22 protein-coding genes and 2 tRNA genes are annotated in these 22,484 nt (G+C 66.5%); 14 read left to right on the top strand and 10 right to left on the bottom strand.

Annotated features, from left to right (window positions below; genetic code table 11):
• Positions 1–824: 824 nt before the first annotated feature.
• Positions 825–1,616, top strand: coding sequence for a hypothetical protein (locus tag QWI33_RS16970; protein WP_289958322.1), 792 nt, complete (start codon positions 825–827; stop codon positions 1,614–1,616).
• Positions 1,617–1,796: 180 nt separating this feature from the next.
• Here QWI33_RS16970 and QWI33_RS16965 read toward each other — a convergent pair whose 3' ends face one another.
• The 4 genes from QWI33_RS16965 to QWI33_RS16950 all read right to left on the bottom strand — a co-directional run bounded on the left by QWI33_RS16965 (position 1,797) and on the right by QWI33_RS16950 (position 4,803).
• Positions 1,797–2,084, bottom strand: a complete 288-nt coding sequence (locus tag QWI33_RS16965) for a hypothetical protein (protein WP_289958321.1) — start codon at positions 2,082–2,084, stop codon at positions 1,797–1,799.
• Between the two features lie 143 nt (positions 2,085–2,227).
• Positions 2,228–2,301 (bottom strand) — tRNA-Leu (locus tag QWI33_RS16960).
• A 384-nt stretch (positions 2,302–2,685) separates the two neighbouring features.
• Positions 2,686–3,570 (bottom strand): hypothetical protein, encoded by an 885-nt coding sequence (locus tag QWI33_RS16955; RefSeq protein WP_289958320.1) that lies wholly within the window; start codon positions 3,568–3,570, stop codon positions 2,686–2,688.
• A 51-nt stretch (positions 3,571–3,621) separates the two neighbouring features.
• On the bottom strand, positions 3,622–4,803 hold the full coding sequence (locus tag QWI33_RS16950; RefSeq protein ID WP_289958319.1) for an AlbA family DNA-binding domain-containing protein: 1,182 nt from the start codon (positions 4,801–4,803) through the stop codon (positions 3,622–3,624).
• Between the two features lie 298 nt (positions 4,804–5,101).
• Here QWI33_RS16950 and QWI33_RS16945 point away from each other — a divergent pair, with 298 nt between their 5' ends.
• Together QWI33_RS16945 and QWI33_RS16940 are read left to right on the top strand one after the other, a co-directional pair.
• Entirely contained in the window at positions 5,102–6,085 is a 984-nt protein-coding gene (locus tag QWI33_RS16945) for a hypothetical protein (RefSeq protein ID WP_289958318.1), read from the top strand.
• A 311-nt stretch (positions 6,086–6,396) separates the two neighbouring features.
• Positions 6,397–7,422, top strand: coding sequence for an endonuclease/exonuclease/phosphatase family protein (locus tag QWI33_RS16940; RefSeq protein WP_289958317.1), 1,026 nt, complete (start codon positions 6,397–6,399; stop codon positions 7,420–7,422).
• Between the two features lie 274 nt (positions 7,423–7,696).
• On the opposite strand, the gene QWI33_RS16935 is transcribed toward QWI33_RS16940, so the two are convergent.
• A tRNA-Leu gene (locus QWI33_RS16935) sits at positions 7,697–7,773 on the bottom strand.
• A 178-nt stretch (positions 7,774–7,951) separates the two neighbouring features.
• Between QWI33_RS16935 and QWI33_RS16930 the strand changes: the two genes are divergently transcribed.
• Together QWI33_RS16930 and QWI33_RS16925 are read left to right on the top strand one after the other, a co-directional pair.
• Positions 7,952–8,170: a hypothetical protein gene (locus QWI33_RS16930; protein ID WP_289958316.1), complete on the top strand. Its 219-nt coding sequence runs from the start codon at positions 7,952–7,954 to the stop codon at positions 8,168–8,170.
• 408 nt (positions 8,171–8,578) lie between these two features.
• A complete protein-coding gene (locus tag QWI33_RS16925; protein ID WP_289958315.1) occupies positions 8,579–9,145 on the top strand; it encodes a hypothetical protein in 567 nt (188 codons plus the stop codon).
• A 270-nt stretch (positions 9,146–9,415) separates the two neighbouring features.
• Here QWI33_RS16925 and QWI33_RS16920 read toward each other — a convergent pair whose 3' ends face one another.
• From QWI33_RS16920 to QWI33_RS16900, 5 genes are all read right to left on the bottom strand, one after another.
• Entirely contained in the window at positions 9,416–9,568 is a 153-nt protein-coding gene (locus QWI33_RS16920) for a hypothetical protein (RefSeq protein WP_289958314.1), read from the bottom strand.
• 101 nt (positions 9,569–9,669) lie between these two features.
• Positions 9,670–10,401, bottom strand: coding sequence for an Rv2686c family ABC transporter permease subunit (locus QWI33_RS16915; protein WP_289958313.1), 732 nt, complete (start codon positions 10,399–10,401; stop codon positions 9,670–9,672).
• A gap of 1 nt (position 10,402) precedes the next feature.
• On the bottom strand, positions 10,403–11,116 hold the full coding sequence (locus QWI33_RS16910; RefSeq protein WP_289958312.1) for a fluoroquinolone export ABC transporter permease subunit: 714 nt from the start codon (positions 11,114–11,116) through the stop codon (positions 10,403–10,405).
• The gene (locus QWI33_RS16905) at positions 11,113–11,982 is read right to left on the bottom strand and encodes an ABC transporter ATP-binding protein (RefSeq protein WP_289959008.1); all 870 of its coding nucleotides are present in this window, start codon (positions 11,980–11,982) and stop codon (positions 11,113–11,115) included. Before QWI33_RS16905 ends, QWI33_RS16910 begins: the two co-directional genes overlap by 4 nt.
• Before the next feature lie 5 nt (positions 11,983–11,987).
• Positions 11,988–12,455, bottom strand: coding sequence for a GbsR/MarR family transcriptional regulator (locus QWI33_RS16900; RefSeq protein ID WP_289958310.1), 468 nt, complete (start codon positions 12,453–12,455; stop codon positions 11,988–11,990).
• Positions 12,456–12,657: 202 nt separating this feature from the next.
• Between QWI33_RS16900 and QWI33_RS16895 the strand changes: the two genes are divergently transcribed.
• From QWI33_RS16895 to QWI33_RS16855, 9 genes are all read left to right on the top strand, one after another.
• On the top strand, positions 12,658–13,551 hold the full coding sequence (locus tag QWI33_RS16895; RefSeq protein WP_289958309.1) for an alpha/beta fold hydrolase: 894 nt from the start codon (positions 12,658–12,660) through the stop codon (positions 13,549–13,551).
• 198 nt (positions 13,552–13,749) lie between these two features.
• On the top strand, positions 13,750–14,538 hold the full coding sequence (locus tag QWI33_RS16890; protein ID WP_289958308.1) for a hypothetical protein: 789 nt from the start codon (positions 13,750–13,752) through the stop codon (positions 14,536–14,538).
• A gap of 7 nt (positions 14,539–14,545) precedes the next feature.
• Positions 14,546–14,839: a hypothetical protein gene (locus QWI33_RS16885; RefSeq protein WP_270110192.1), complete on the top strand. Its 294-nt coding sequence runs from the start codon at positions 14,546–14,548 to the stop codon at positions 14,837–14,839.
• A gap of 35 nt (positions 14,840–14,874) precedes the next feature.
• Positions 14,875–15,834, top strand: coding sequence for a hypothetical protein (locus tag QWI33_RS16880; RefSeq protein ID WP_289958307.1), 960 nt, complete (start codon positions 14,875–14,877; stop codon positions 15,832–15,834).
• A gap of 29 nt (positions 15,835–15,863) precedes the next feature.
• Positions 15,864–17,147, top strand: coding sequence for a hypothetical protein (locus QWI33_RS16875; RefSeq protein ID WP_289958306.1), 1,284 nt, complete (start codon positions 15,864–15,866; stop codon positions 17,145–17,147).
• Positions 17,148–17,621: 474 nt separating this feature from the next.
• Positions 17,622–17,711 (top strand): K(+)-transporting ATPase subunit F, encoded by a 90-nt coding sequence (gene kdpF, locus QWI33_RS16870; RefSeq protein WP_289958305.1) that lies wholly within the window; start codon positions 17,622–17,624, stop codon positions 17,709–17,711.
• Positions 17,711–19,372: a potassium-transporting ATPase subunit KdpA gene (kdpA, locus tag QWI33_RS16865; protein WP_289958304.1), complete on the top strand. Its 1,662-nt coding sequence runs from the start codon at positions 17,711–17,713 to the stop codon at positions 19,370–19,372. The genes kdpF and kdpA overlap by 1 nt, the downstream gene beginning before the upstream one ends.
• A 20-nt stretch (positions 19,373–19,392) precedes the next feature.
• Complete coding sequence (kdpB, locus tag QWI33_RS16860) at positions 19,393–21,537, top strand: potassium-transporting ATPase subunit KdpB (protein ID WP_289958303.1); 2,145 nt, start codon at positions 19,393–19,395, stop codon at positions 21,535–21,537.
• Positions 21,538–22,461, top strand: coding sequence for a potassium-transporting ATPase subunit C (locus QWI33_RS16855; RefSeq protein WP_289958302.1), 924 nt, complete (start codon positions 21,538–21,540; stop codon positions 22,459–22,461).
• The last annotated feature ends 23 nt before the right edge of the window (positions 22,462–22,484 follow it).

Genomic DNA, 22,484 nt, shown 5'->3' with positions numbered 1-22,484 from the left:
TCCGTGGCGAGGGCTCCGCCGAGGCAATGGCCGGCATCGCCCGCCTCCACAACCTCACCCTTACAGGCTGACACCCGCGAAACCGCCGCGCCTGGGCGCACCCACGAGCAACTAACGGGACATCGCTTAGGGGAGCTCTTACGGGACCGGTCCCGCTCGAATCCCAGCCCGGCCCCGGCAAGTGCCGCAGCAGTATTTGCCTCAGTTATTCTGCGGCCCAACGTCTCTGATGGACTCCCATGGCGAAAGGTGCCCGTTCACCTGCGAATACACGTGTGTTGAGGACGTATTGCCGCGGTTGAAGGAGCACCTTTCGGGTGAGCTATCGGGGGGCCTGGACGTGGCCGCTGACGGCATGGGCCTGGTCGATCATGCGGGCGTGGTGCTGCTGCGCCGACTCGCCGACCGCATCGGGCTGACCGCCGAGCTGGCGAAGGCGCTGCCGGTCTCGGCGGGCCGGGGCCGGCTGGACCGCTCGACGGTGCTGGTGCAGTTGGCGATCGCGATCGCTCTACTCCTGTCAGGCCCTCGTCGCCGCCCGCGACGCGGCGACCGAGGCCGACGAGGACAAGGGCGCCACCCAAGCGGAGGTGGACACCGCCACCGACGCCCTCGCCGAAGCGATCGAAGGTCTCACCAATCCCTGACCCTGCGCGATCACTCAGGGTCCCAAGCAGAAGCTTGGGGCCCTCGGTCCGCACTGGCAGAACCCAAGAAAATAATGATCTGAATTCGGACACCGAACCGGAATCTGTTGTGCAGAACCTACAAAGACGGCCCGAATCACTGAACGAACGGTGGCGCAGGACCGCGATACTCGCCACATGACTACCGCCGAACCGACCCTGGGCGCCGTCGCCAGGCCCCGAGTCTCAATGATCACCGCAGCGCTCACCATCGTGCTCATTCCAGTGGGGATCGCCGTCGACTACGTCGCACCGATGGAGCCGATCCTCGGCCTCATCGCCCATTTCACCGCCCTCTGGACGGCCATCGCCACCGCGCTCCGCACTGGGAACCGCAGCCTCAGGCGGGCGGCCTGGATTCTAGTGCCCATCTGCTGGATCCTCTCCCTCTACGACTGGTTCGGCTACCTCTGGACCGGCTCGGACCTGGCATGGAGCGGCTACGTCGTCACCCCGATCTTCTACACCCTTCTGACGATGCCACCGGCCTGGCTCCTGCTGGTCGCCTGGAAGCGGACGCGATTCGGAGTGGACTCGTTTCTGCCCGAGGCGGGCGCGCTCGTGATCCTGGCGGTGGCCCTGTTCATCCTCACCATCCACATCAGCACCCGCGTCGAACCCGCTTCCCCGGCCGGTTGGCTCGCACTCCTCTACACGGCCACCGCGGGTCTGCTCGTGCTCGCCGCATGGCGACGTCCGAACCGTCGGGTCGCGTACGGGTTTGCGGTAGTGCTCCTCGCCGCCATCGCGGTTGGCAGCCCCTGGCTGTTCTACAGCGAGGACCCCGACATCGCCCCGGTCGGCTTCATCGGCGTCGAAGTGTTCGCACCGGTAGCGCTCATCGTCGTACCGGCCATCGCCGCGACACTCCAGGCCGCCTGGACGGCCTGGCGAAAGACCCGCCCCGGCGTCGACTCAGCGGGGTCATAGCAGTGTGGTCGAACCGCACTGGCAAGCGAGATGCCGGCTGTCGAGCCTTGGCAGTAGGCACCTGACCCCAGGATTCGCGTTTAGCGCGGGTCGAGCATCTCGATGACGGCCCACGGCTTCGATGCGCGGCGGCGCAACAAGAGCATGGAGCGACGCCATCCCGCCGACTACCGGCTCCGGTCAATCATCAGATGCGGACTCTGCGGCCTGCGCATGTACGGCACTCCGCGAAACGAGCGCATCTACTAACTCGTGCCATCCCAAACGCGGGGCACGCCCTGAAGGCCACCCGGCCGCGAGCGGCAGCAGCTTCAAGCGCGAATCGAGACGATCGATGAGACGCTGCGCCGCAAGCCCGAAGTCCGCGTCGTCGATGATTTTCCAAGCGGCGAGATTGATCTCGACCGCGTGCCCGCCGACAGACTTCGGCTCCTCCTGCAGGCGTTCAGGCTTGAGCTGGTGTACCAACCTGAACGCAGTGAGCTGACGTGCAACGCCACTGTCACGCCCACACTCGCGAAAAATCGTGCGTCAATCGCTCAAAGACGAGGAAAAGGCCCAGGAACATGAAAAACCCGCACAGCCTTTGATGGTTGTGCGGGTTACTGACGTAGCCCGGGTGGGATTCGAACCCACACTGTACGGGTTTTGAATCCGTCTTCTCTGCCAGTTGGAATACCGGGCCGTGGCACCGGGCAGGGCGCCGGAGCCGGTGTAGATGATACCTGGTAGGGCGCGGGCGACGGTGAACCGGCCCCGGACGGGGAGCCACTCTCGTGCGGCGAAGGGGAACGTGGCCCTTTCGGTTTCTTATTACAACTCAAAACACCAGGTCAAAGCCATACTCGCCCACGTACAGGGCCTGATCTCAGAGGTTGTGGCCCACGAGTGGCGTGAACCGGTACCTCAATTGTCCCAACTCGCGCTGGCCTGCCGCAACGGTAAGCATCGAGCAATCCGTGATCGCCTGGCTGGCTGTTCTGGCTTGGCGATGGAGGCCCGATCGATGGACCCCGACCAACAGCGCCAGTTCTGCTCCAGCCGTGTCCAAGCCAATGTTCCGCGACGCTCAGCGCTGGTATTGAACGTCCTTCTGATACTCGATCGCCCTCTCCCACATCTCGAATGGGAGCTTCCAGGGTTCGCGGATCAGCTGTCGGGTGCGGTACCGGTTGAGTTCGAGGTGGTCGGCGATCGCGTACGCGTGGTCCTCCCAGTCCTGGCATCCCCACCATCGGGACCCGGCCATGCCGCCCCAGTTGGCGAGCACCCTCGTTGTGTACTCGTCCTCCTGGTAACGCCGGACGTGGGCGGCGATGCGGGTGTCAATCGAGGACCAGGCCGGGCCGAGCACATCGTGCGCGGGGATTCCGGGGAGGACGAGGCGGTCGCCGTCGCACAGGACCTGCTCGATGACCGCGAAGTCAGGGGTGTTCGTGTCGGGGTTCATGTGCGGGATGATGTCGCGGGTGGCGATCAGGCTCATCCACGACATCTGCGCGTCGGTGAACAGGTAGTGCCAGGGTTCGAGGGTGTTACGCCACGCGGAGACGACCACGCCGATCGCCGCGAGGGGTGCCAGGACGTCGTCGGGCACGCCCCGCTCAGCGACGGCCGCATCAGTGCGTGCAAATTGCTCACGAAGTGAGTCGGTGATGGGCTCCTCATCGTCATCGGCCAGCGAGGGGGGCTGGTCGGTGGTCAGTTGGTGCAGAAACTCCTGAAGTTCCTCGAAGGCGTCCTCGGCGAACTCGATCTTGCTCTGCTCGACGGACTTCATATAGTCGATCGCTGCCTGGTCGTCGCCTGCGTTCTCGGCGCGCCTACGCCTGGCCCAGGCGTACATGCGCAGGTCTGAGCAGAGGGCGTAGTCGCGGATGCGGTCGAGGATCGCCTCGACGTACTCGGGGGTCAGATGCGGCGGGGTCTGGGGCTGGTCCTGGGGTGTGGTCACGATTGAGTGCTCCAGTGCGGGTCGGTCGTCAGTGATGGTCGTGTGGACGGGTCAGTGCTGCAGCGAGTCGTAGAACTCGCGGGTGCGGCTTTCGGGGTTGTCAAGGGCTTCGTTGATGTCGCCGTTCAGTTCTGCGCGCAGGTCGGGGAGTTCGGGGCCTTGGAAGGCAGGGGATTTGAGGTAGCTCTTGATCTCCGCTGCTGCGGCAGTCCACCACTTCAGGGTCCCCTTCGCGCTCTTCTGCTGTTTCCGCTGGGTGAGGAGCTGTTCCCAGACCCCCAGTTCCCATGAGTTGCGTGCGGCTTCGGGTGAGATGTCACCTGAGAGCTGCTGGTGCATCCACCTGGTCAGGCGCTCCGCGGCGGCCGAGGATCGCTTCGAGGTGTCGAGGGAGAACACCCACCACACCCGGCGCCGGAGGTGAAAGACGCGCGAGACGAGGGCATCGAGTGAGTCGTCCTGGAGGTCGTCGACGACTTCGCTCAGATCACGGACCATCCGTTCGACTTCGGTCACGCCGAACTCCAGCATGTTGGCCGCTGATCCGGCGTTCATCGCGGCGGACTCAGCGTCCTCGGCGGCGGATACGGCACGGTGAGCGGTGGCGGTCAGCTCCTCCAGCGGGCCGCCGATGTTGCGTTCGATGGCCTCAGCGATCTGGTCGATCTGGGTCCCCACGGCGCCGACGGCCTCGCGCAGTTCGGTGGTGGTGTGGCGGAACCGGGCGGCGAACGTTCCGGCTTCGCGATCAAGGTAAACCTGGAGCAGCTCGTCGTCAGTCATGGCTCTCGTTGACCGGCCCTGGCGGGTCTGCCGCCGCCCTTTCCCGTCATAGTGCGGCGCCTGGGTGGGCCGCAGCTCGACTCGAAGGAACGGGCGGTCTTCCTCGACTGCTTCTTCGATGATGAACAGATCCACCGGAATCGGGAAAGTGCTACTCGAATGATTCAGGAGTCTCGAGACTGCCTTCTCAAGTCCGTTCGAGAGGCCGTACACGACGCCGGTGGTCAAACCGGTTGCCCGGTCGGTCACCTCTTCCACGCCGACGAGTAGGTGGGCGACTTCGCGGGAAGGGTCGAGGGCGACCCAGTTCGCCAACGCCGCCAATGTTCCTGGCTCGATTTCATTGGCTTCGCGCTTGTACTCGATTCCTGCGGACTCGCCCGCGGCGAGCAGCGCTTTCGCCTCAGTGCTCGTGTGCTGATAGCGCGTGGGACGCGCGAGGCCATCCATCCAACGGTTGTAGCAGAGCGGTACGACAGCTCCCGAGTGTCGTGCTTCGGTGCGATGTCTCACAACCCAACCGGTGCGAATTGCGGCGATCGCTCAAGACCAGGAATTGCCCTCGCTCATGTGGCTGTGAGGCATCGTTCCCGCCGGACCTCAAGGTACAGCCGCGATCCTCGGTTGGCGGGGCGCTCTTCTCGGTTTGATGCTTGAACAGGTGACGTTTCGTCTGGTGTACTGCTGGATGCGGGGATGCTGTCTACCATGGAGTTATCCCTCGTTTCTCGGCTTACGGAGCCTTGCGATGACTCATCCCTCCCCCGACTACCGCCGGGTGCCTGGCGCGAGTCGCGCCCATATCCTGCAACCGCCTGGGAGCGGCCAGCCGGCGCCGGGGCCGTCTCGACGCCGAAAGCTGCTGGCACTGTTCAAGAAGCCACTCACCTATGTCGTTGCGGTCGTGTTGGGCGCCGCGCTCGTCGCAGGCATTCAGCAGATCATCACGACTACGACGGCCAAGACGATCGAGCAGGCGTTCACCGATCCGCTGTTCGCCTTCGATGTCAAGATGCTCGAACCCGCCCCCTACGGTCAGTCAGGCCACACGATCCCCGGCACTGTCGCGGACGCCGATCTCGCGGCGTTCACATGGGACCCGATGTATTACGGGCTGCCCACGGCCGCCTGGACCATCGAGCAGGGCGGCTCGTTCGCCGGGTGGGGGCAGTGGGAGGTCGTCCTTGAGGGGAAACGGGATGAGACGGTGACGGTCACCGACCTCTATCCGACCCAGGTCGAGTGCGCAGACCCGGAGGGCGGGACGTACTTCCCCTTCTCGCTCCAGGGAACGGGGGAGAAGATCGGGCTCGCGGTCGAGATCGACGATCCCGGCGCCAAGCTCAAGCAGTTGCCGTTGGACGAGCCGCTGAGCTTCGAGCCCCCCGATCTCGAGGCGCTCCCGGCGTTCTCGGACGCCACCACGATCACATTGGATCGCGGGGAGAAGGAGGTCATCACCTTCACGGCCCATGCCGACGAGCAGTACTGCGAGTTCGCGCTAGCCGTGGAGTACCTCGCCGACGGCGAGCGCCAGACCTCCCGTATCGCCCCTGAACAGCCCGGGCACTTCGCCGTCGCCCCGGTCCTGGAAGTCGCCGACTACGCCACGATGGTACTGCCCTGGATGGCCTGCACCGACGAGCAGCCGCACGCGGTGACCGGCACGGAGGCGGCCGCAATCTACGCAGAACTGGACCGCAACCCTGGTGTCCCGGTCGACTGCGTCTGACAGTGACCACCACTTGGGCGCGCCGCCGCAGCTTTCGGCGAGACGGTCAGCCCTCTATGGCCTCGTGGCTTCACGACGGGCACGACGGCAGACCTGGTCTGTCATGCTTGCTTGGTGCCCTACCTGGGATTGGAACCCAGACGGTGCGGGTTTTGAGTCGGGTTGGAAACCTCGCGCCGGCTTACGCGTTGTTGGGTCCTCGGCTCTTGGAGTTCGCTTCCGCGCGGCAGGCCCCGCTCGGTGGGGATGCTCGATATGGTCGCAATAGGACCGGCCCGGCTCGGGTCGCGCGTGGGCAGGGGGCCTCAGTCATGGGAAACGGTTACTTCGTCGCCTGGTGGAATGTGGAGAACCTTTTCGATGAGGAACATTCGCCCAGGCGGAGCGAGAAACTGCAGCGTGCGCTGGGCGAGTCGTTGGTGGGTTGGACGGCGGCGCTGCGGGACCGGAAGGTCGCCCAGCTGGCATCGGTGATCGCGCTGATGAACGGCGGCGCGGGCCCGGATCTGCTGGGGGTGTGCGAGGTCGAGAACGAGTTTGTCATGGGCCTGCTCACCGATGCCGTGCGAGCGGCGCTGCCGGGGCGCGATTATCGGGTGGTGCATGCCGATACGGTCGACCAGCGCGGCATCGATGTCGCGTTCATCTTCGATGCGGACCTGTTCTCCGTCCCTGCGGGGGAGGTGTTCCAGCATGTGGTGATGCGCCGGACCGGCACTCGTGAACTCCTGCAGGTCAACTTCCAGACCGCCGAGGGGTTGACGTGGGCGGTGTTCGGCAATCACTGGCCCTCCCGGTCAGGCGGGCAGTTCGAATCGGCCGCCTATCGTGCGGTCGCCGGTGAGACCCTCGCCTATTTCCATCAGCGGGCCTTGGAGGTTCATGGTGCGGATACGCCGGTGCTGGTCATGGGCGACTTCAACGACGAACCGTCCGATCTCTCGCTGACGCAGCATGCGCTGTCGACCCGGCAGCGCTCGAAGGTGCTGGGTGCGATCAAGGCGCCGCTGCTGTGGAATCTCATGGGTCCGGTGATCGGTGCCGACGACGGGACGGACGCTGAGGGTATCCCGGTGCCGGCGGGGACGTTCTATTTCCAGAACTTCGCGAATGTGCTCGACCAGTTCCTGGTCGGCAAGAACATGATCGGCCCCGCCGCCCGGCTTCGCGCCCACCCGGCCACGGTCGCGATCGTCACCCGCCCGGCGGCGATGATCGGCACCGGCACCTACCCCGCGCCGGTCCCCTTCGGCGGCATGGGCAAAGACGTCAACCAAGACGGCTACTCCGACCACTACCCGATCACCATGCACGTCGATCACCACGAGCCTGAGTAAGGAGCGATCATCCAGCGTGCGCTGACAGGCGCCGCGCGCGAGCAGGCCTCGCGGCTCGAAGCGGAGGACTCATCGGGCCGCAGCTCGCCGTGACATGAAGATATATATCGGCAACGAGCTAACCGCTCTCCTGCCCATGATCTTCGGCGACCGGATAGCTCGACCGGTCGCTATTTGAGCGGTCTTTGCGGAGGGCGCGATTGTGCACTGGCTCTCTTGTGGTTGTTTCCCGTCGGCCTGTCATGCCCCGAGGCGCAGATCGCCTTGCTGCGCTTGGTGCCCTTCCTGGGATTTGAACCCAGACTGTGCGGGTTTTGAGTCCGCTCTCGCTGCCAGTTGGAGTAGTTGGGCCGGCACCGGGTTCGCCACCACATTCGCTGTCGAATGGACCTTCGACCTCGATCCGACTTCGGTCGACCCTGAGGGCTCGCTGCTGACCCTCCCGGCGGTCGGCATCACCGCGCAGGGCATCGACAGCGGCTGGACCAAGGACCGCCACCAGGAACTCACCCTCGAACTGCTCGACGTCATGGGCGAGGCCGTGACGGCCCAGAAGATGACCTTCGAGGAGTCCTACAACAACGGACGGACCTGGAAGGCGGTCGACGTCGACCACGAGGGGAGCACCGGCACCGTCGACATCGACCACCCCCGGAACGCCCAGTACGTCTCCACCCGCCTGACCGCAACCGACGAAACGGGCACCGAAGTCACCCAGACCACGATCCGCGCCTACGGACTCCACTGAAAGCGAGGCAATGAGCGCTGGACACTCCATGACGACTAGTGGCTTGACCGGATTGGTTGATCGGGTAATTCCTAGCAGGTTGTCTGTTTCGTTGTTGCCGCGAGCCGCGCGTGGAGGCGATACCGGCGGGAAACCGGCAGGCGCGGCGCGAGGGCCCCCGTGATTCGCTCCCGCGCCGTATCGTCTTCATTGTCTCGCGTCCCCGTCTAGTCCCTGTCTCGTCCCCATTGGTCGCTGCGGATCGCTTCGGCCCGGCGACCTAGGTCCGGCATTTCACTGCCGCCCACCGATCCCAGGAGTGCACCCTTGACTGCCCCTCAGTCTTCCCCTTCGACTGCTCCGTCGACCATCCCCTCGAACGGGCCGCGACCTGCGGCGGGCCGAAACCGGAAGCAGATCTTCACCTTCGTGTCCATCGGGCTGGCCCTGGTGGCAGTGGCCGCCGTCTACCTGGTTGTCAGGGGTACCGATGACGACGCACCGAACGACGCAACGAACGACGCCGGGACGACCGGTGCGACGTGCATCGACGATGCGGCGCACGTCATCGACGAGAAGGCTGGTCTCTGCTTCACCCTCCCCGAGGGCTGGACGCGGCTCTCAGAGGAGGAAATGACGGAACAGGAGTTCGAGGTTCCCACCACAGTGGTCAGTTCACCAGGGAGCGAGGCCCGAATGCTCGTCCTCGCGCGGGACGCGGATGAGGACGTTCTCCCGGAGGACGAGGTCGCAGTTACGATCGATGCCTTCGTCGGTGCGGGAACCGACGCTCCGGATATCGAGCCTGTGTCCGGCACCGTCGACGGGTACCCGTCCGCCACGGCTTCGGGTTCGCACGACACCCTCGGGTGGATGTCCACGACGGCCATCAGGGTTGAGGATCGGATCATCTTTACGAGCAGCTTGGTACTCGGTCAGGAGCCGGAGCTGATAGCGCAGATCGAGGCGATCCAGGAGTCGTTCAGCCTCACCTGACGATGGCGATGCTCGCGTCCCCGGTACCAGGGACGCGAGTATGGCCGCCGTCGTCTGGCTGGCGCTCATTCCACTCGCCGGGGTCGTCGCCGCCGAGATCGCGGCCATGCGGCAGGCCCGATCGAGTTGAGCCCGGGCACAGGGCCGGTGCTAGTGGCTTATCCGGGAACGTTGGGTCGGTAATCGGGGTGGCGGATCTTGGAGTTGATCGCGAATCTGGTTTTGGGCCTGGCGTTCTGGTTGCGCCATCTGACGTAGTCGCCGATGGCTTTAGCCTTGCTCGGCATGGGATCGGTGGTCGGTGCCGTTGAGCGCGACCTCGCGTAGCAGCAGGCGGGTGACCACGAGTTTGGCTGCGCTAACGGCGAGCGCGCAGGCGATCGCGGTGAACGTGATGATCAGCCAGGGGGCGGGGGTGGGCATGTCCACAGCGTAGCGTCGAACGCGACTCGTGCTCAGCCCTTGCGATCCCGGGCCCTGGGGATGGCGGAGGACGGGCGGGAAGCGCCCCGCCCTCCACGGGTTCAGTACTTCTGCGAGGCGAGTCGTTTCAGCAGCCACCAACCGACCACTCCCGCGTAAACGGCTCCCACTACGAGATAGGGCCACGGATTGCCGCCGTCCCAGACTTCCCAGAAGGCCTTGGCAGGCCAGTAGGTCGGGATGATGCCGAAGCCGAGCATCGCCGGGTGGTCGGAGAAGAACGGCACCATGGGGAGGCCGAACAGCAGCATGCCGATCGCGCGGACGATCGCGAGCCCTTCGACCTTGTTGCGCGCCAGTGCGGCTAGGCCGAAGCCGACCATCGCTGCATTGAGTCCGCACAGGACGGTGATCGGGACGGACGCGGCGACGATCGCGGCCGGGACTTGCCCGGTCAACGCCATCGCGGCTATGAGCGAGACCGCGGTAGCGGAGACCGTGGTGGCCGCGCGGTAGAGCGGGTAGCCCATCGGCGGCGCGGGCGTCACCCGCAGGGCCGCGAGGGTCCGCTGATCCTTGTCGTCCATCAGCAGCATCCCGCAGACCGCGCCGAGGACGGCGATCGGTCCGACCACGATGAAGGCACTGAGGATGAGCGGGTAGTACGGGACCAGGTCGAAGCCGTGGTCGCGGTCCAGGTAACGGGTGAACATGGGCAGCAGCCACATCGTGGCCGCGTAGATGAACGGTCCGAAGACGATCCCGGCGAGGAGGCTGTCGCGGCGGATGTTCCGCAGGTCGTTGCGGCCGAAGGTCGATACGGCGCTGGGCATGTCACTCACCGCCTTCGCTGGCGGCGATGTGCCGGTCGAACATCTTGCGAGAGAGGAGACCGAGCGCGGCGAGCACGGCGACCGGGTACGCGAGGGCGTAGAGCCACTGCCAGGCGGCCAGGTCGACCCGGCCGAACGAGTGGCCCATCAGCAGCAGCACCCCCTGGGTCGGGATGAGGTAGGTGATCGGGTGTTCCCACAGGCCCGAGTAGTTGATGAGCGGGACATTGAGGACCGCGAGCACCAGTGTGGACGGGATGATCCACTCGCTGATCGAAGTGAACGGCGTCGCGGAGATGAAACTGCACGTCAGGAACAGCAGTGCGCACAGCACCACGCCGGCCGTGAACGAGAACGGCTCGAAGTCGAGGCCGACGCCTGAGAACGCGATGATCAGCGACAGGAGCAGGCTCAGCGCGGCGAGCGCGGTGAGCTTCGCGGTGTAGTAGGCGCGGAAGCGCAAGGGGGAGACCAGGAGTGCGAAGAGTGTGCGCTCGCCGCGTTCGAAGAACACGGCCCCGGCGATGAAGAAGAACCCGACCAGGGCCAGGTCGCCGAAGATGATGTAGGTCATCGAGGCGGCTTTGAGCTGCCCGGGGATGAGGTAGACGACGACCTCCCAGAGGAGCGCCGAGAACGCCGCCGCGTACAGGAACCCGTACCGCCATTGCAGGCGCACCTCGAGCCGCAGGGCCTGGGTGAGGACGCCGGTCATGACAGCTTCCGTCCGGTGACGTCAATGAAGACGTCCTCCAGGTCGGCCTCCTGGGAGTGCACGGATTCGATCGCGGCGTCGTTCAGCAGCGAGCGGAACGCCTCGTCGCCGCCGAGTCCGTCGAGCGGGAAGTCCTTGGTGGCCAGGTCGTCTGAGTCGCTGGCGCGGTAGGTGACGGTGACTTGGCGCCGACTGCGGGAGAGTTTGTGCTCGGTGGGGGAGGCCAAGGCGGCGATGCGCCCGTCGACGACGAACGCGACCCGGTCGCAAAGTTGGTCGGCGGTGGTCATGTCGTGAGTGGTGAGGAAGACGGTGCGGCCCTCGTCGCGCAGTTCGCCCACGATGTCCTTGACGATGCGGGCGTTGGCGGGGTCCATGCCGGAGGTCGGTTCGTCCAGGAACAGCAGTTGCGGGCGGTGCAGGAGGGCGCGGATGAACACCAGGCGCATCTGCATGCCCTTGGAGTACTTGGCGACGCGGGTGTGGGCGGCGTCGGCGAGCCCGACCCGCTCGAGCAGCGCCATGGGGTCCTCGTTGGGGCCCTTATACAGCGAGGCGAAGAACTGGAGGTTCTCCAAGCCGGTGAGCTTGAGGTAGTGGTTGGGCAGCTCGAAGGAGACCCCGATCCGCTCGTAGTACTCCGATTTCCAGACGGCGGGGTCCTTGCCCCACACCGCGACCGAGCCGCCGTGGCCGGTGAGGAGCCCGGTGAGGATCTTCTGCGTGGTGGACTTGCCGGCGCCGGAGGGGCCGAGGAAGCCGAAGACCTCGCCGGCGTCGACGGTGAAGTCGATGCCGCGCACGGCCGGTTCGGGGGACTTGGGGTAGGTGAAGGTGAGGCCTTCGATGTCGATGACGTGGCTCAACGGGGTCACTGCTTTCGCTGTTCGTGCCAGAGGGTTTCGATGCGTTCGTACTGCTCGGCGAGGAAGGTGTACATCTCCTTGGCCTCCTCGAGGCGCTGACGGGACTCGGGAGGCGCGTCGGCCAGGAGGTCGAGCCCGCGGTCGGTCTGCTTGATCCACTCGCGAGCCTGCTTGGCCTTCTCAGCGGCCTCGTCGAGCCAGAAGCCGGGGCGCAGCCGCCAGTGGGTGCGCCGTGAACCGGGGACGGCGTGGCGCACGACGGCCTTGTTGGCCGCCAGCATCTTCATCGCCATGCTCACCGAGCCGCGGCTGATGTCCAGTTCCTCGGCGAGCTCTTCGGCCGTCTGGTGCGGCGGTTCGCAGACCAGGAGCCAGCCGAGGATGCGCCCGGGGATGCGGGGGAGGCCGTAGTTCTCGAAGTAGAGGCCGATCTCGTCGGCGTAATCGTGACGGCCGGTGCGTTCGCCGCTCATGGCGTCTCCTTTCGGCGGATCATCCCGACAGTACGCTGCTCGGTCAGAAATTTCAATAATGATTGAAAAGTTGAACTGCTAGCTGAGGTGCATGGCCAAAGACGGTCCGTTTGGTGAATTGTTGTACTGCGGTAGGGTCGGGGCTGGTGTGCCGGGAAGTCTGGTCGGCGTGGTTTTCCACTGCCCTACGATCGGAGCCCGCTTGCGCACCCTCTACAAATCGAAGGCCGACCGCGAAGTCGTCGCACGGTGGTGCCGGTCCCGGCTCGACGCCTGGGAGGTGCCGCACCGTCGCGAAACGGTCGATGTCGGTGACGCCCAGGTGCATCTGACCCACGTCGGCGTCGGACCCGCCCGGGTCTTGTTCGTACCGGGCACGAACTTCAACGCCGCCAGCAGCCTCACCATCGCCGAGTCCCTCGCGCGCCGCTGGGGCGTCATTCTCGTCGACCTTCCCGGTCAACCGGGCCTGAGCAGCGGCGAGCGCCCCCGCGCGGCGCATCGGGAATGGTACGGGCGCAAGCTCACCGCGGTCCTTGACGCGATCGACGCCGAACCAGTGACCGCTGTGGGCCACTCGCTGGGCGGCTCGGTCCTGTTGTCGTGCGATTCCGACCGGATCACCGGGCGAGTGCTTCTCGCTCCGGCAGGTGTCGTCCCCCTGCACGTGGACCTGCGCATGATGGTGCCCTCGCTGTGGTGGCTGCTCGCCCCGACCCTCGAACGGACCGAGGCGATGCTGGAAGGTTTCACCGCGCCGGGAACCTCACCGCCGGAGGCGATCGCCCATTGGCTGCATCTGGTCGCGGCTCATTGCCGGTCCACGCTCGCGCCGCCGCCGCTGCCGGAAGAAGTCCTGCTTCGGCATCGCGGCGCACCGCTGATCGTCGCGACCGGCGCCCACGACCGGTTCCTGCCCCGCGCGCGCCTGGGACCCGCGGTCCGGGACAAGCTCGGCGTCGACCTGTACGTCATCGACGACGCCGGACACCTCGCCGCCGACGAACAGCCCGCAGCGGTCACCACGCTCGTAGCCCTCATGCTCGCTGACCCCGACGCCCCTCTGGCTCGCTTCACCCGAAAGGACGACCGGTGACCCGGCACCCGAAACGACCGCAATCCGGCTGCGGATCACGGTCAGCCTGCTCATCATCAAATTCGCCTTCACCGTCCCCGCGCAGCAGGGCCTGGTCAAAACGGCGTCTTCGGGGGCTCGCGCTCTTGGCGGCGGCGCACTCCTCGCCCGCCGCTGCCCGACCGCCCTATCCACCGTCGAACGAAACCTGGAGCATCGATGACCGACATCGACCCCGCACCACCCGCTTACACCAGCGGATGCGGCAACGTCACCGTCGTGGACGGCGGCAGTCCGACCCCGATCGTCCGACTCGCCACGGAGGCCGTGCGGATGCCCGCACGCGATCTGGCCGAACTCATCACGTACACCGCGCGGGACGCCGCCGACGCGTCGCGGTCCGCCGCGGACTCGCTCCCAGGTTCGGCCGTCGATGCGTTGGCTGAACTCAAGGACCTGCGCGACGGCCTGCGGGAGAACGGATTGAACGCCGTCATCGAGCGCAATCGGGCCCGGTTCGGCGCCGACGACGATCTGCCCCCTGAGGACCCGCGGGTCCAGTCGCGGTCAGCGCTCAGCTCCGAATACCCGATCGGCAACCTCGACATGGCGATCGCGATGCTTGAACGATTCCAAGGCGCACAGGGAGGCCGGGCACCCGAGGCCGCGCTCGACGAGTCCATCGGCACTGCCACCAGTCCCGAAGGTGACGTGACGGTCGAGTCCGACGGCGAATACCCGATCGCCCGCCTCCTGCTCGGCATCCACGCCCGCGAGCTCGGCCCGGACGCCCTGGCCCGGGAGATCAACGAGACCACCGCGCGCGCCGCCCAGGACCTGGCGGAGCGTCAGCGTGCGGGCATCGACGCCATGGGGCTCCCGTTGACCATGGACCAGGTCGACGGCATGCCCGCCGAGGCCCGGGCATTTGCGCGCAAATCGATCGGTCAGGCGGCGTTCCTGCGCCAAGACCACGATGAACAGATCCGCCGGCTTCGAGGACAGTGAGGACGACATGCCGAAAGTAGACCCCGAGACCATCCGCCAACTGGGCACCAACATCAAGAGCAACGTCACCCCCACCCTGGAGGAGGCCAACGAGCTCCTGCCGAACCTGCGCGGCATCGACCAGGCGCTGTACACGTCCGTCGACCCCTCGCTCGCCATGGTCTACACCACGGCCGTGAGCTACATGAACGAGATGGTCCAGGGCGCCGCCGAGTGCTTCCAGACCATGAACGACAACCTCGAAGGCTGCGCCACCGCCTGGGAGGACGCCGACGCGGCGGGCGCCGCCGACTTCAAGTGACCACCGCATCCCTCTGAACCGTAAGGAACCGCTCGATGTCAATCGGTGCACCCGAACCCGAGTCCTTCCAGGGCATGATGGACACCTTCGCCGTCATGGCCCCGGCCGCGGCGGTCGAGATCGTCCTGCCCGCCTTCACCTTCGGCCCCTGCTGCACGCAGATCGCCCGCATCATCTACATGAACCAGTGCAACCCCGGCCAGATCATGATGGTCGGCGCCTACTGGTTCCAGCTCGCCGAGAAGTACATCACCGCCGCCCAGGCCCTTCAGGACGAGATCGACGCGATGGACGCCGAATCCTGGGACGGGGACGACTGCCAGGCCTTCATCGACCAGGCCGGAAAAGTCCAGACCCAGCTGTGGACCATCGCCACCTTCGCGATCGAGGTCGGCATCGGCCTGTTCTCCATCGCCGCCCTGCTGGCGGTCATGGTCACCGCTTACACGGCCCTCGCGATGATCCTCATGGCCATGGCGCTGGTGTACTGGCCGCTCCAGGCGTTCCCGCTCACCGCGGCCGCCGCCCAGGCGGTCCGGGCGGCGGCGATGACCGTCGCCGCCACCGGTCTCACCATCCTGAAGGCCCTCGACACCGCGCTCACGGTGCTGGGCAAGGGGCTCGCCGCCGGGATCGGGGCGGGCATGGGCCTCTCCTGGACCGTCCTCGCCACCCAGGGCAACGTGGTCAACCCCCTCGAGCTGGTCGGCCCCACCGCGTTCAACATGGCGCAAGGGCTCGCTCAGTTGGGGCTGCGGAACGCGATGGCGCCCTCGGGCGGCAAGCACGTCGCCCCCGGTTTCGCTCACCTGTTCATGGGCGGCCAGGGCGTCTACAACACCGGGCTCAACGTCAATGACATGGCCCAGGACGGCAGCGTCGACGGTAAGAACGACCCGCGGGCGGAGACCGGCCTCGACCCGGGCAACCTCGACTTCATCCCCACGATCGAGGCCCCCGGGTGGGCCGACGACGACGCCCCCGACTGGGGCTGAACGATTGGACCAAGGGAGACCGGTAGCGCATGAGCACTGACGACCTCATTGGGTGGGTCTTCGGACTGCTCGCCATCGCGCTGCTCGTTTGCTGGCCGGTGCTGCCGGGGACGCGACGCTTCACCGCGTTCAAGACCTTCCCGCCGTTCCGCGCCTGGGCCGCCCGGCCGCATCCCGATGCGGCCGTGGCGGTCCAGGCCGGGCGCCGGATCGACCTGTCACCGAGTGACACCGATGCCGCCAACGCCATGGTGGTGGTCCGCACCGCCTGGGGGAACCAGCACTCACGTGAATGGAACCCCTCGCTCCAAGTCTCACGGCCATTGGTCCCGCTCGTGAGCGTCGACGGCGTTCCGGCCTCATGGGGCTGGGGGACGACCAAGCTCACGCTGCCGCCGGGCGAGCACCTGATCGCGGTCACCAGCAGCCATTCACGCTGCTACAAGACCGTGAACCTCGAACGAGGCCAACGGATCGACCTCGACTACACGAGCGTCATCGGCGCCAGCGCCCACCGCCACTACGAGGCCGGCAACCAGGCCTACGACCTCACGCGGTTCCGCGAGCGGCGACGCGGTCCGGGTAGCACCGGCTGGTACTTCCTGATCGTCCTGGGCGGCATGGCGCTCATGGGCGGTGCGACCGCGGCGGCGCTCGCGAACCCGTCCGGGTTCTCGTCCGCCATCGGCAACACGGCCGTCATCGGCGCCATCGCGGTCGGACTCGGCGTGGGCGTCGCCGTCATCGCCGGATCACTGGCGAAGCAGGCGCGACTGCGCAGGGTCATGGTGGCCGATGCGCCTGCGGATCGGGACCCGCAGGGACTCCGCATCCTCGATGCCGATGCGCCCGAACGGATCGCACCCGCACCGGGATGGGCCGGGCTCGGGCTCCACCTGCGATTCATGATCGACGCGTATCCACCGGAGGTGCTGGCGGCGCTCGCAGGAGGCGGGAAGCTGAGCGTGATGCAGCGGTGGCGGGCGATTCGCATCGGCGAACCCGAAGCACCGGGCTGCAGGCCATGGGTCCCCGCTCCCGAGGTGTTCGTCGACGGCAAGGCGGTGCGGGCGAGTTGGACCCGGATGTGGCTGCAGCTCCAGCCCGGCGAGCACGAACTGGTGGTGCGCGTCGCGGTGCCGCATCGGCAGATCGGCCCGCACACGGTCGTCGACCTGGACAGAGCCGTGTTCCGGCGGACGATCCACCTGACCGCGGGGGAGACCCGCGAGGAAGTCCTCACCGCCGAGATCACCGCGGTGCCGCGCCTCGACCGCCTGGAACTCGCTGAATACCGCGCCCGTCTGCGCTGAGGGGCGCCGGAAGCCCGCCAGAAGTGCGTCGTGTTGGCTGGAGCCGGTCAAGAGCCAGCGGATGACGCGGCTCGGCTCGAGGCTGTGCGCAGTCGCGGTTCCTCGGTGACGAGCGGCCCGCGCGTGGGCCGACGAGGTGAGCAAGTAGGGCCTGTTCGTGCCGTTCGCCATCATCTTCGCGATCGTGTGCGTCGCCGGAGCCGCCCGGGTCGTACCGTGTTTCAGCAGGCAGGGCGTCAAGACCGCGTAAGGATTCACCTCGGCTCGTATGGACGCCGTCAAACACTCTAGGCAATCGAAGCGTGCGGGCGTTCACTCGGATTCGCCGACCTCCATCCCCCGAGTCGGCGACGCGGCAACGGCCGCGCCCCCTGCTTGAAAAGTGAAGGATTCGATGCCCGATCTCGCATATCTCGCCCTGACGGTGGTTTGTTTCGTCGTCCTGGGTCTCATCGTGAAGGCGGTGGAGAAGCTGTGAGCGCCGTCAACGCCATCGGTCTCGTCCTCGCCGTGCTCGTCGGCGCCTACCTGGTGTACGCCCTGCTGAAGCCGGAGAAGTTCTGATGAGCGAGACCACCGCGGGCGTCATCTTCATCGCCGCGATGATCGCGGCCCTCGCCGCAACCTACAAGCCGCTCGGCGATTACATGTACCGGGTCGCCACTCGCGAGCACCACCGGAAGGTCGAGCGCGGGATCTACCGCGTCATCGGCGCGCGGCCCGGCATCGAGCAGAACTGGGCCGGGTACGCGCGCAGCGTCCTGGCGTTCTCGGCCGTCAGTATCGTCTTGCTCTACCTGTTCCAGCGCCTCCAGCACTGGCTGCCGCTCGACAACGGGTTCCCCGGGGTTGAGCCGGGCCTGGCCTGGAACACCGCGGTCAGTTTCACCACGAACACCAACTGGCAGGCCTACTCCGGCGAAGCGACCATGGGGATCCTGATCCAGGCCGCGGGCCTGGCGGTGCAGAACTTCGTGTCGGCCGCGGTGGGCATCGCCGTCGCGGTGGTCCTGGTGCGCGGGTTCGCCCGGAAGGCCACGGACAAGCTCGGGAACTTTTGGGTCGACCTGACGCGGATCGTCCTTTGGGTGCTGCTGCCGATCAGCTTCGTCGCCGCGATCGTGCTCATCGCCGGTGGTGTAGTCCAGAACCTCACCGACGTCACCTCCGCGACCACCGCGGCCGGGGACACGCAGTCGCTCACCGGCGGGCTCGTCGCCAGCCAGGAAGCCATCAAGGACCTGGGCACCAACGGCGGCGGGTACTTCAACGCCAATGCGGCGCATCCGTTCGAGAACCCCACCAGCTGGACGAACTTCCTCATCGTTTACCTGCTGCTGGTGATCCCGTTCTCGCTGCCGCGCACGTTCGGGCGCCTGGTCGGCGACAACCGGCAGGGCTACGCCATCGCAGCGGTCATGGGCGTCCTGGCGATTGTCTCGGTGAACCTAGTCGTCGGTTTCGAGAACCTGGCGAACGGCACCGTGCCGCAGGCCGTGTCCGCAGCGATGGAAGGCAAGGAAGTCCGCTTCGGCGTTCCCGACTCCGGGCTGTTCGCGGCCGCGACCACATTGACCTCCACCGGTTCGGTGAACTCGTTCCACGACTCCTACACCGCGTTCGGCGGCGGCGTCCTCATCCTCAACATGATGCTCGGCGAGGTCGCTCCCGGCGGCGTCGGCGCGGGCCTCTACGGGATGCTCGTCCTCGCCGTGATCACGGTGTTCATCGCCGGCCTCATGGTCGGACGCACGCCGGAATACCTGGGCAAGAAGATCGGCGCCCGCGAGATCAAGCTCGCGAGTCTGTACTTCCTGGTGACGCCGGTACTGCTCCTGGCAGGGGTGGCCGCCTCCATCGCGGTCCCGGAAAACCTCGAGTCCATGCAGGAGGCGGGCCCGCACGGGCTCTCCGAGATGCTGTACGCCTTCGCGTCGGCCTCGAACAACAACGGGTCCGCGTTCGCAGGCTTCGGGGCGAATACGCCCTGGTTCAACACCGCGCTGGGTCTGTGCATGGTGTTCGGCCGGTTCCTGCCGATCATCCTGGTGCTCGCCCTCGCCGGATCGTTCGCGAAGCAGAAGCCCGTCCCGGCCACATCGGGCACCTTTCCCACCCACAAGCCCTTGTTCGTCGGCATGGTCGTCGGCGTGACCCTCGTCCTCGTCGCGCTCACGTTCCTGCCCGTCCTCGCCCTCGGCCCGCTGGCCGAAGGCCTGCAATAGGAGTCGTCGCAATGTCATCAATGGCAACCAAGCCATTCAAGACCGTGGCGCCGCGTAAGAAGGCACAGGCCCCCAACGGCCTGCTCGATCCGAAACAGTGGGTCAAGTCCGCCCCGGCCGCGTTCCGCAAGCTCGATCCGCGCCTGATGTGGCGCAACCCGGTCATGCTCATCGTCGAGATCGGCGCCGCGTTCACCACGGTGCTGGCGATCGTCGACCCGGGCGTGTTCGCCTGGACCATCACCGTGTGGCTGTGGCTGACGGTCCTGTTCGCGAACGCTGCCGAGGCGATCGCCGAAGGCCGCGGCAAGGCCCAGGCCGACAGCCTCCGCAAGGCCAAGACTGACACCGTCGCCCGAAGACTGCAAGTGCAGGACCATCAGATCGACTCCCCCGACGTCGCCACAGTCGACGTGCCCGCCACCGAATTGCACCGAGGCGACCTGGTCTTGGTGGTCGCCGGTGAGACGATTCCGGGGGACGGCGACGTCGTCACGGGCATCGCCAGCGTGGATGAGTCGGCGATCACCGGCGAGTCCGCTCCGGTCATCCGCGAATCGGGCGGCGATCGCTCGGCGGTCATGGGCGGCACGAAGGTCCTCTCGGACTGGATCGTCATCAGAGTCACTGCCGAACCCGGGAAGTCCTTCCTGGACCGGATGATCGCACTGGTCGAAGGTGCTGAGCGGCGCAAGACGCCGAACGAGATCGCGTTGAACATCCTGCTCTCGGCGATGACGCTCATCTTCTTGCTGGCCGTGGTCACCATGCAGCCCGTGGCGATCTTCTCCAAGGACTACATGGTCGCCGCCCCGAACTCTGCCGTCCTCAACGAGGATGGCGTTACGGGAATCGTCCTGATATCGCTACTGGTGTGCCTGATCCCCACCACGATTGGCGCGCTCCTGAGCGCGATCGGCATCGCCGGGATGGACCGGCTCGTGCAGCGCAACGTGCTCGCCATGTCCGGCCGGGCCGTCGAGGCCTCCGGCGATGTCGACACGCTATTGCTCGACAAGACCGGCACCATCACGTACGGCAACCGCCGCGCTTCCGCGTTCCTGGCCGTCCCCGGCATCGCCGGCTCGCATCTGGCCGACGCCGCGCAGTTGTCGAGCTTGGCCGACGAGACGCCGGAGGGCCGCTCGATCGTGGTGTACGCCAAGGAGGGTTACGGGCTTCGGGAACGGGACACCGGCGAGCTCGCCGGCGCCGAGTGGATCGAGTTCACCGCCCAGACCCGCATGAGCGGCGTCGACGTCGACGGCACGCAGATCCGGAAGGGCGCTGCCTCCTCCGTCATCGATTGGGTCAGGAACAACGACGGTGACCCGAATCCGCGCATCGAGGACCTCGTCGACCAGGTCTCCCGCGAGGGCGGGACACCGCTCGTAGTCGCCGAACGGCACGAAGGGTTCCCCGCCGAAGTCCTCGGGGTCGTCTATCTCAAGGACGTGGTCAAGGAGGGCATGGCCGAACGCTTCGCGAGGCTGCGCGCCATGGGTATCCGCACGGTCATGGTCACCGGCGACAACCCGCGTACCGCCAAGGCCATCGCGGCCGAGGCGGGCGTGGACGACTTCCTCGCCGAGGCCAAACCCGAGGACAAGATGGCGCTCATCAAGCGCGAGCAGGAGTCCGGGCGCATGGTCGCCATGACCGGCGACGGCACCAACGACGCCCCCGCGCTCGCGGCGGCCGACGTCGGGGTCGCGATGAACACCGGGACCTCGGCGGCCAAAGAGGCCGGGAACATGGTCGACCTCGACTCCGACCCGACGAAACTCATCGAGATCGTCGCCATTGGCAAGCAGCTCCTCATGACGCGCGGCGCGCTGACGACCTTCTCGATCGCCAACGACATCGCGAAGTACTTCGCGATCATCCCGGCGATCTTCGCCGTGATCTACCCCGGGCTCGACGCGCTCAACATCATGCGCCTCGCCAGCCCGGAATCGGCGATCGTCTCGGCGGTGATCTTCAACGCGCTCATTATCATCGCGCTCGTCCCGCTGGCGCTCAAAGGCGTCGCCTACAAGCCCGGGGCAGCCTCGGCGCTCCTGCGCCGCAACCTCCTGGTCTACGGCCTCGGCGGCATCATCACCCCGTTCATCGGCATCAAACTCATCGACCTCGCGGTCGCGCTCATCCCAGGGATGGCATAAATGGCACGTCTACCTCGCTGGATCACGCAACACCTGGCCGCCCTTCGGACCGTCCTGGTGTTCACCGTCCTTACTGGAATCATGTATCCGCTGGCGGTCCTCGCGGTCGCCCAGATCCCCGGCCTGAACGACAAGGCCGACGGGTCGCTCCTCTACGACGCCGACGGCAATGTGATCGGCTCCTCCCTCATCGGGCAGTCCTACACCGATGAGGAGGGGAACGCGATCCTGGATTACTTCCAGTCGCGCCCGTCCATGGCCGCCGGCGAGACCGGTGACTACGACCCGCTCGTTTCTGGCGCCTCGAACATCGGGCCCGAAAACGTCGTGGACACCCTGCCCGACCCCGCCCTCGGCTGGGACGGCGACGCGAACGCATCGAAGAGCCTGCTCACGAAGGTCTGCGAGCGGTCGTTCGCCATCGGGGAGCGCGAAGGCGTCGACGGCTCGCGGCCGTACTGCGCGCCCTCGGGCGCAAGCGCGGTCGGCGCAGTCCTCGGCGTCTTCTACTCCGAAGGCACCTCGGGTGAGGTGACCCGCGTGGTGAGCCTCAACGAAGCCTGCGGCACGACCGAGGCGCCGTTCCTCCACGAGTACGAAGGCGTGCAGGTCGAATGCGCCGAGTACGGCACCTCCTACGCCGCTGCGGTCATCACTCCGATCGAAGGAGACGCCCCGGCCGAGCCGGCCGTCCCGGCCGACGCGGTGACCGCCTCGGGTTCGGGCTTGGACCCGCACATCAGCCCCGAGTACGCGGAACTGCAGGTCGAGCGGATCGCCGCCGAGCGGGACGCGAGCGCCGAAGACATCGAAGCGTTGGTCGAGGACAGCACCACCGGCCGGTTCCTCGGCTTCATGGGCGAGCCCGCGGTGAACGTCGTCGAGCTCAACCTCGCACTCGACGAACAATTTCCGCTTAACTGAAAGAACAGGGACCACACCGGCCC

It is taken from the genome of Glycomyces tritici, from assembly GCF_030403505.1.
The sequence above is the reverse complement of the archived record's forward strand: the minus strand, read 5'-3'. Positions and strand labels throughout refer to the sequence as shown.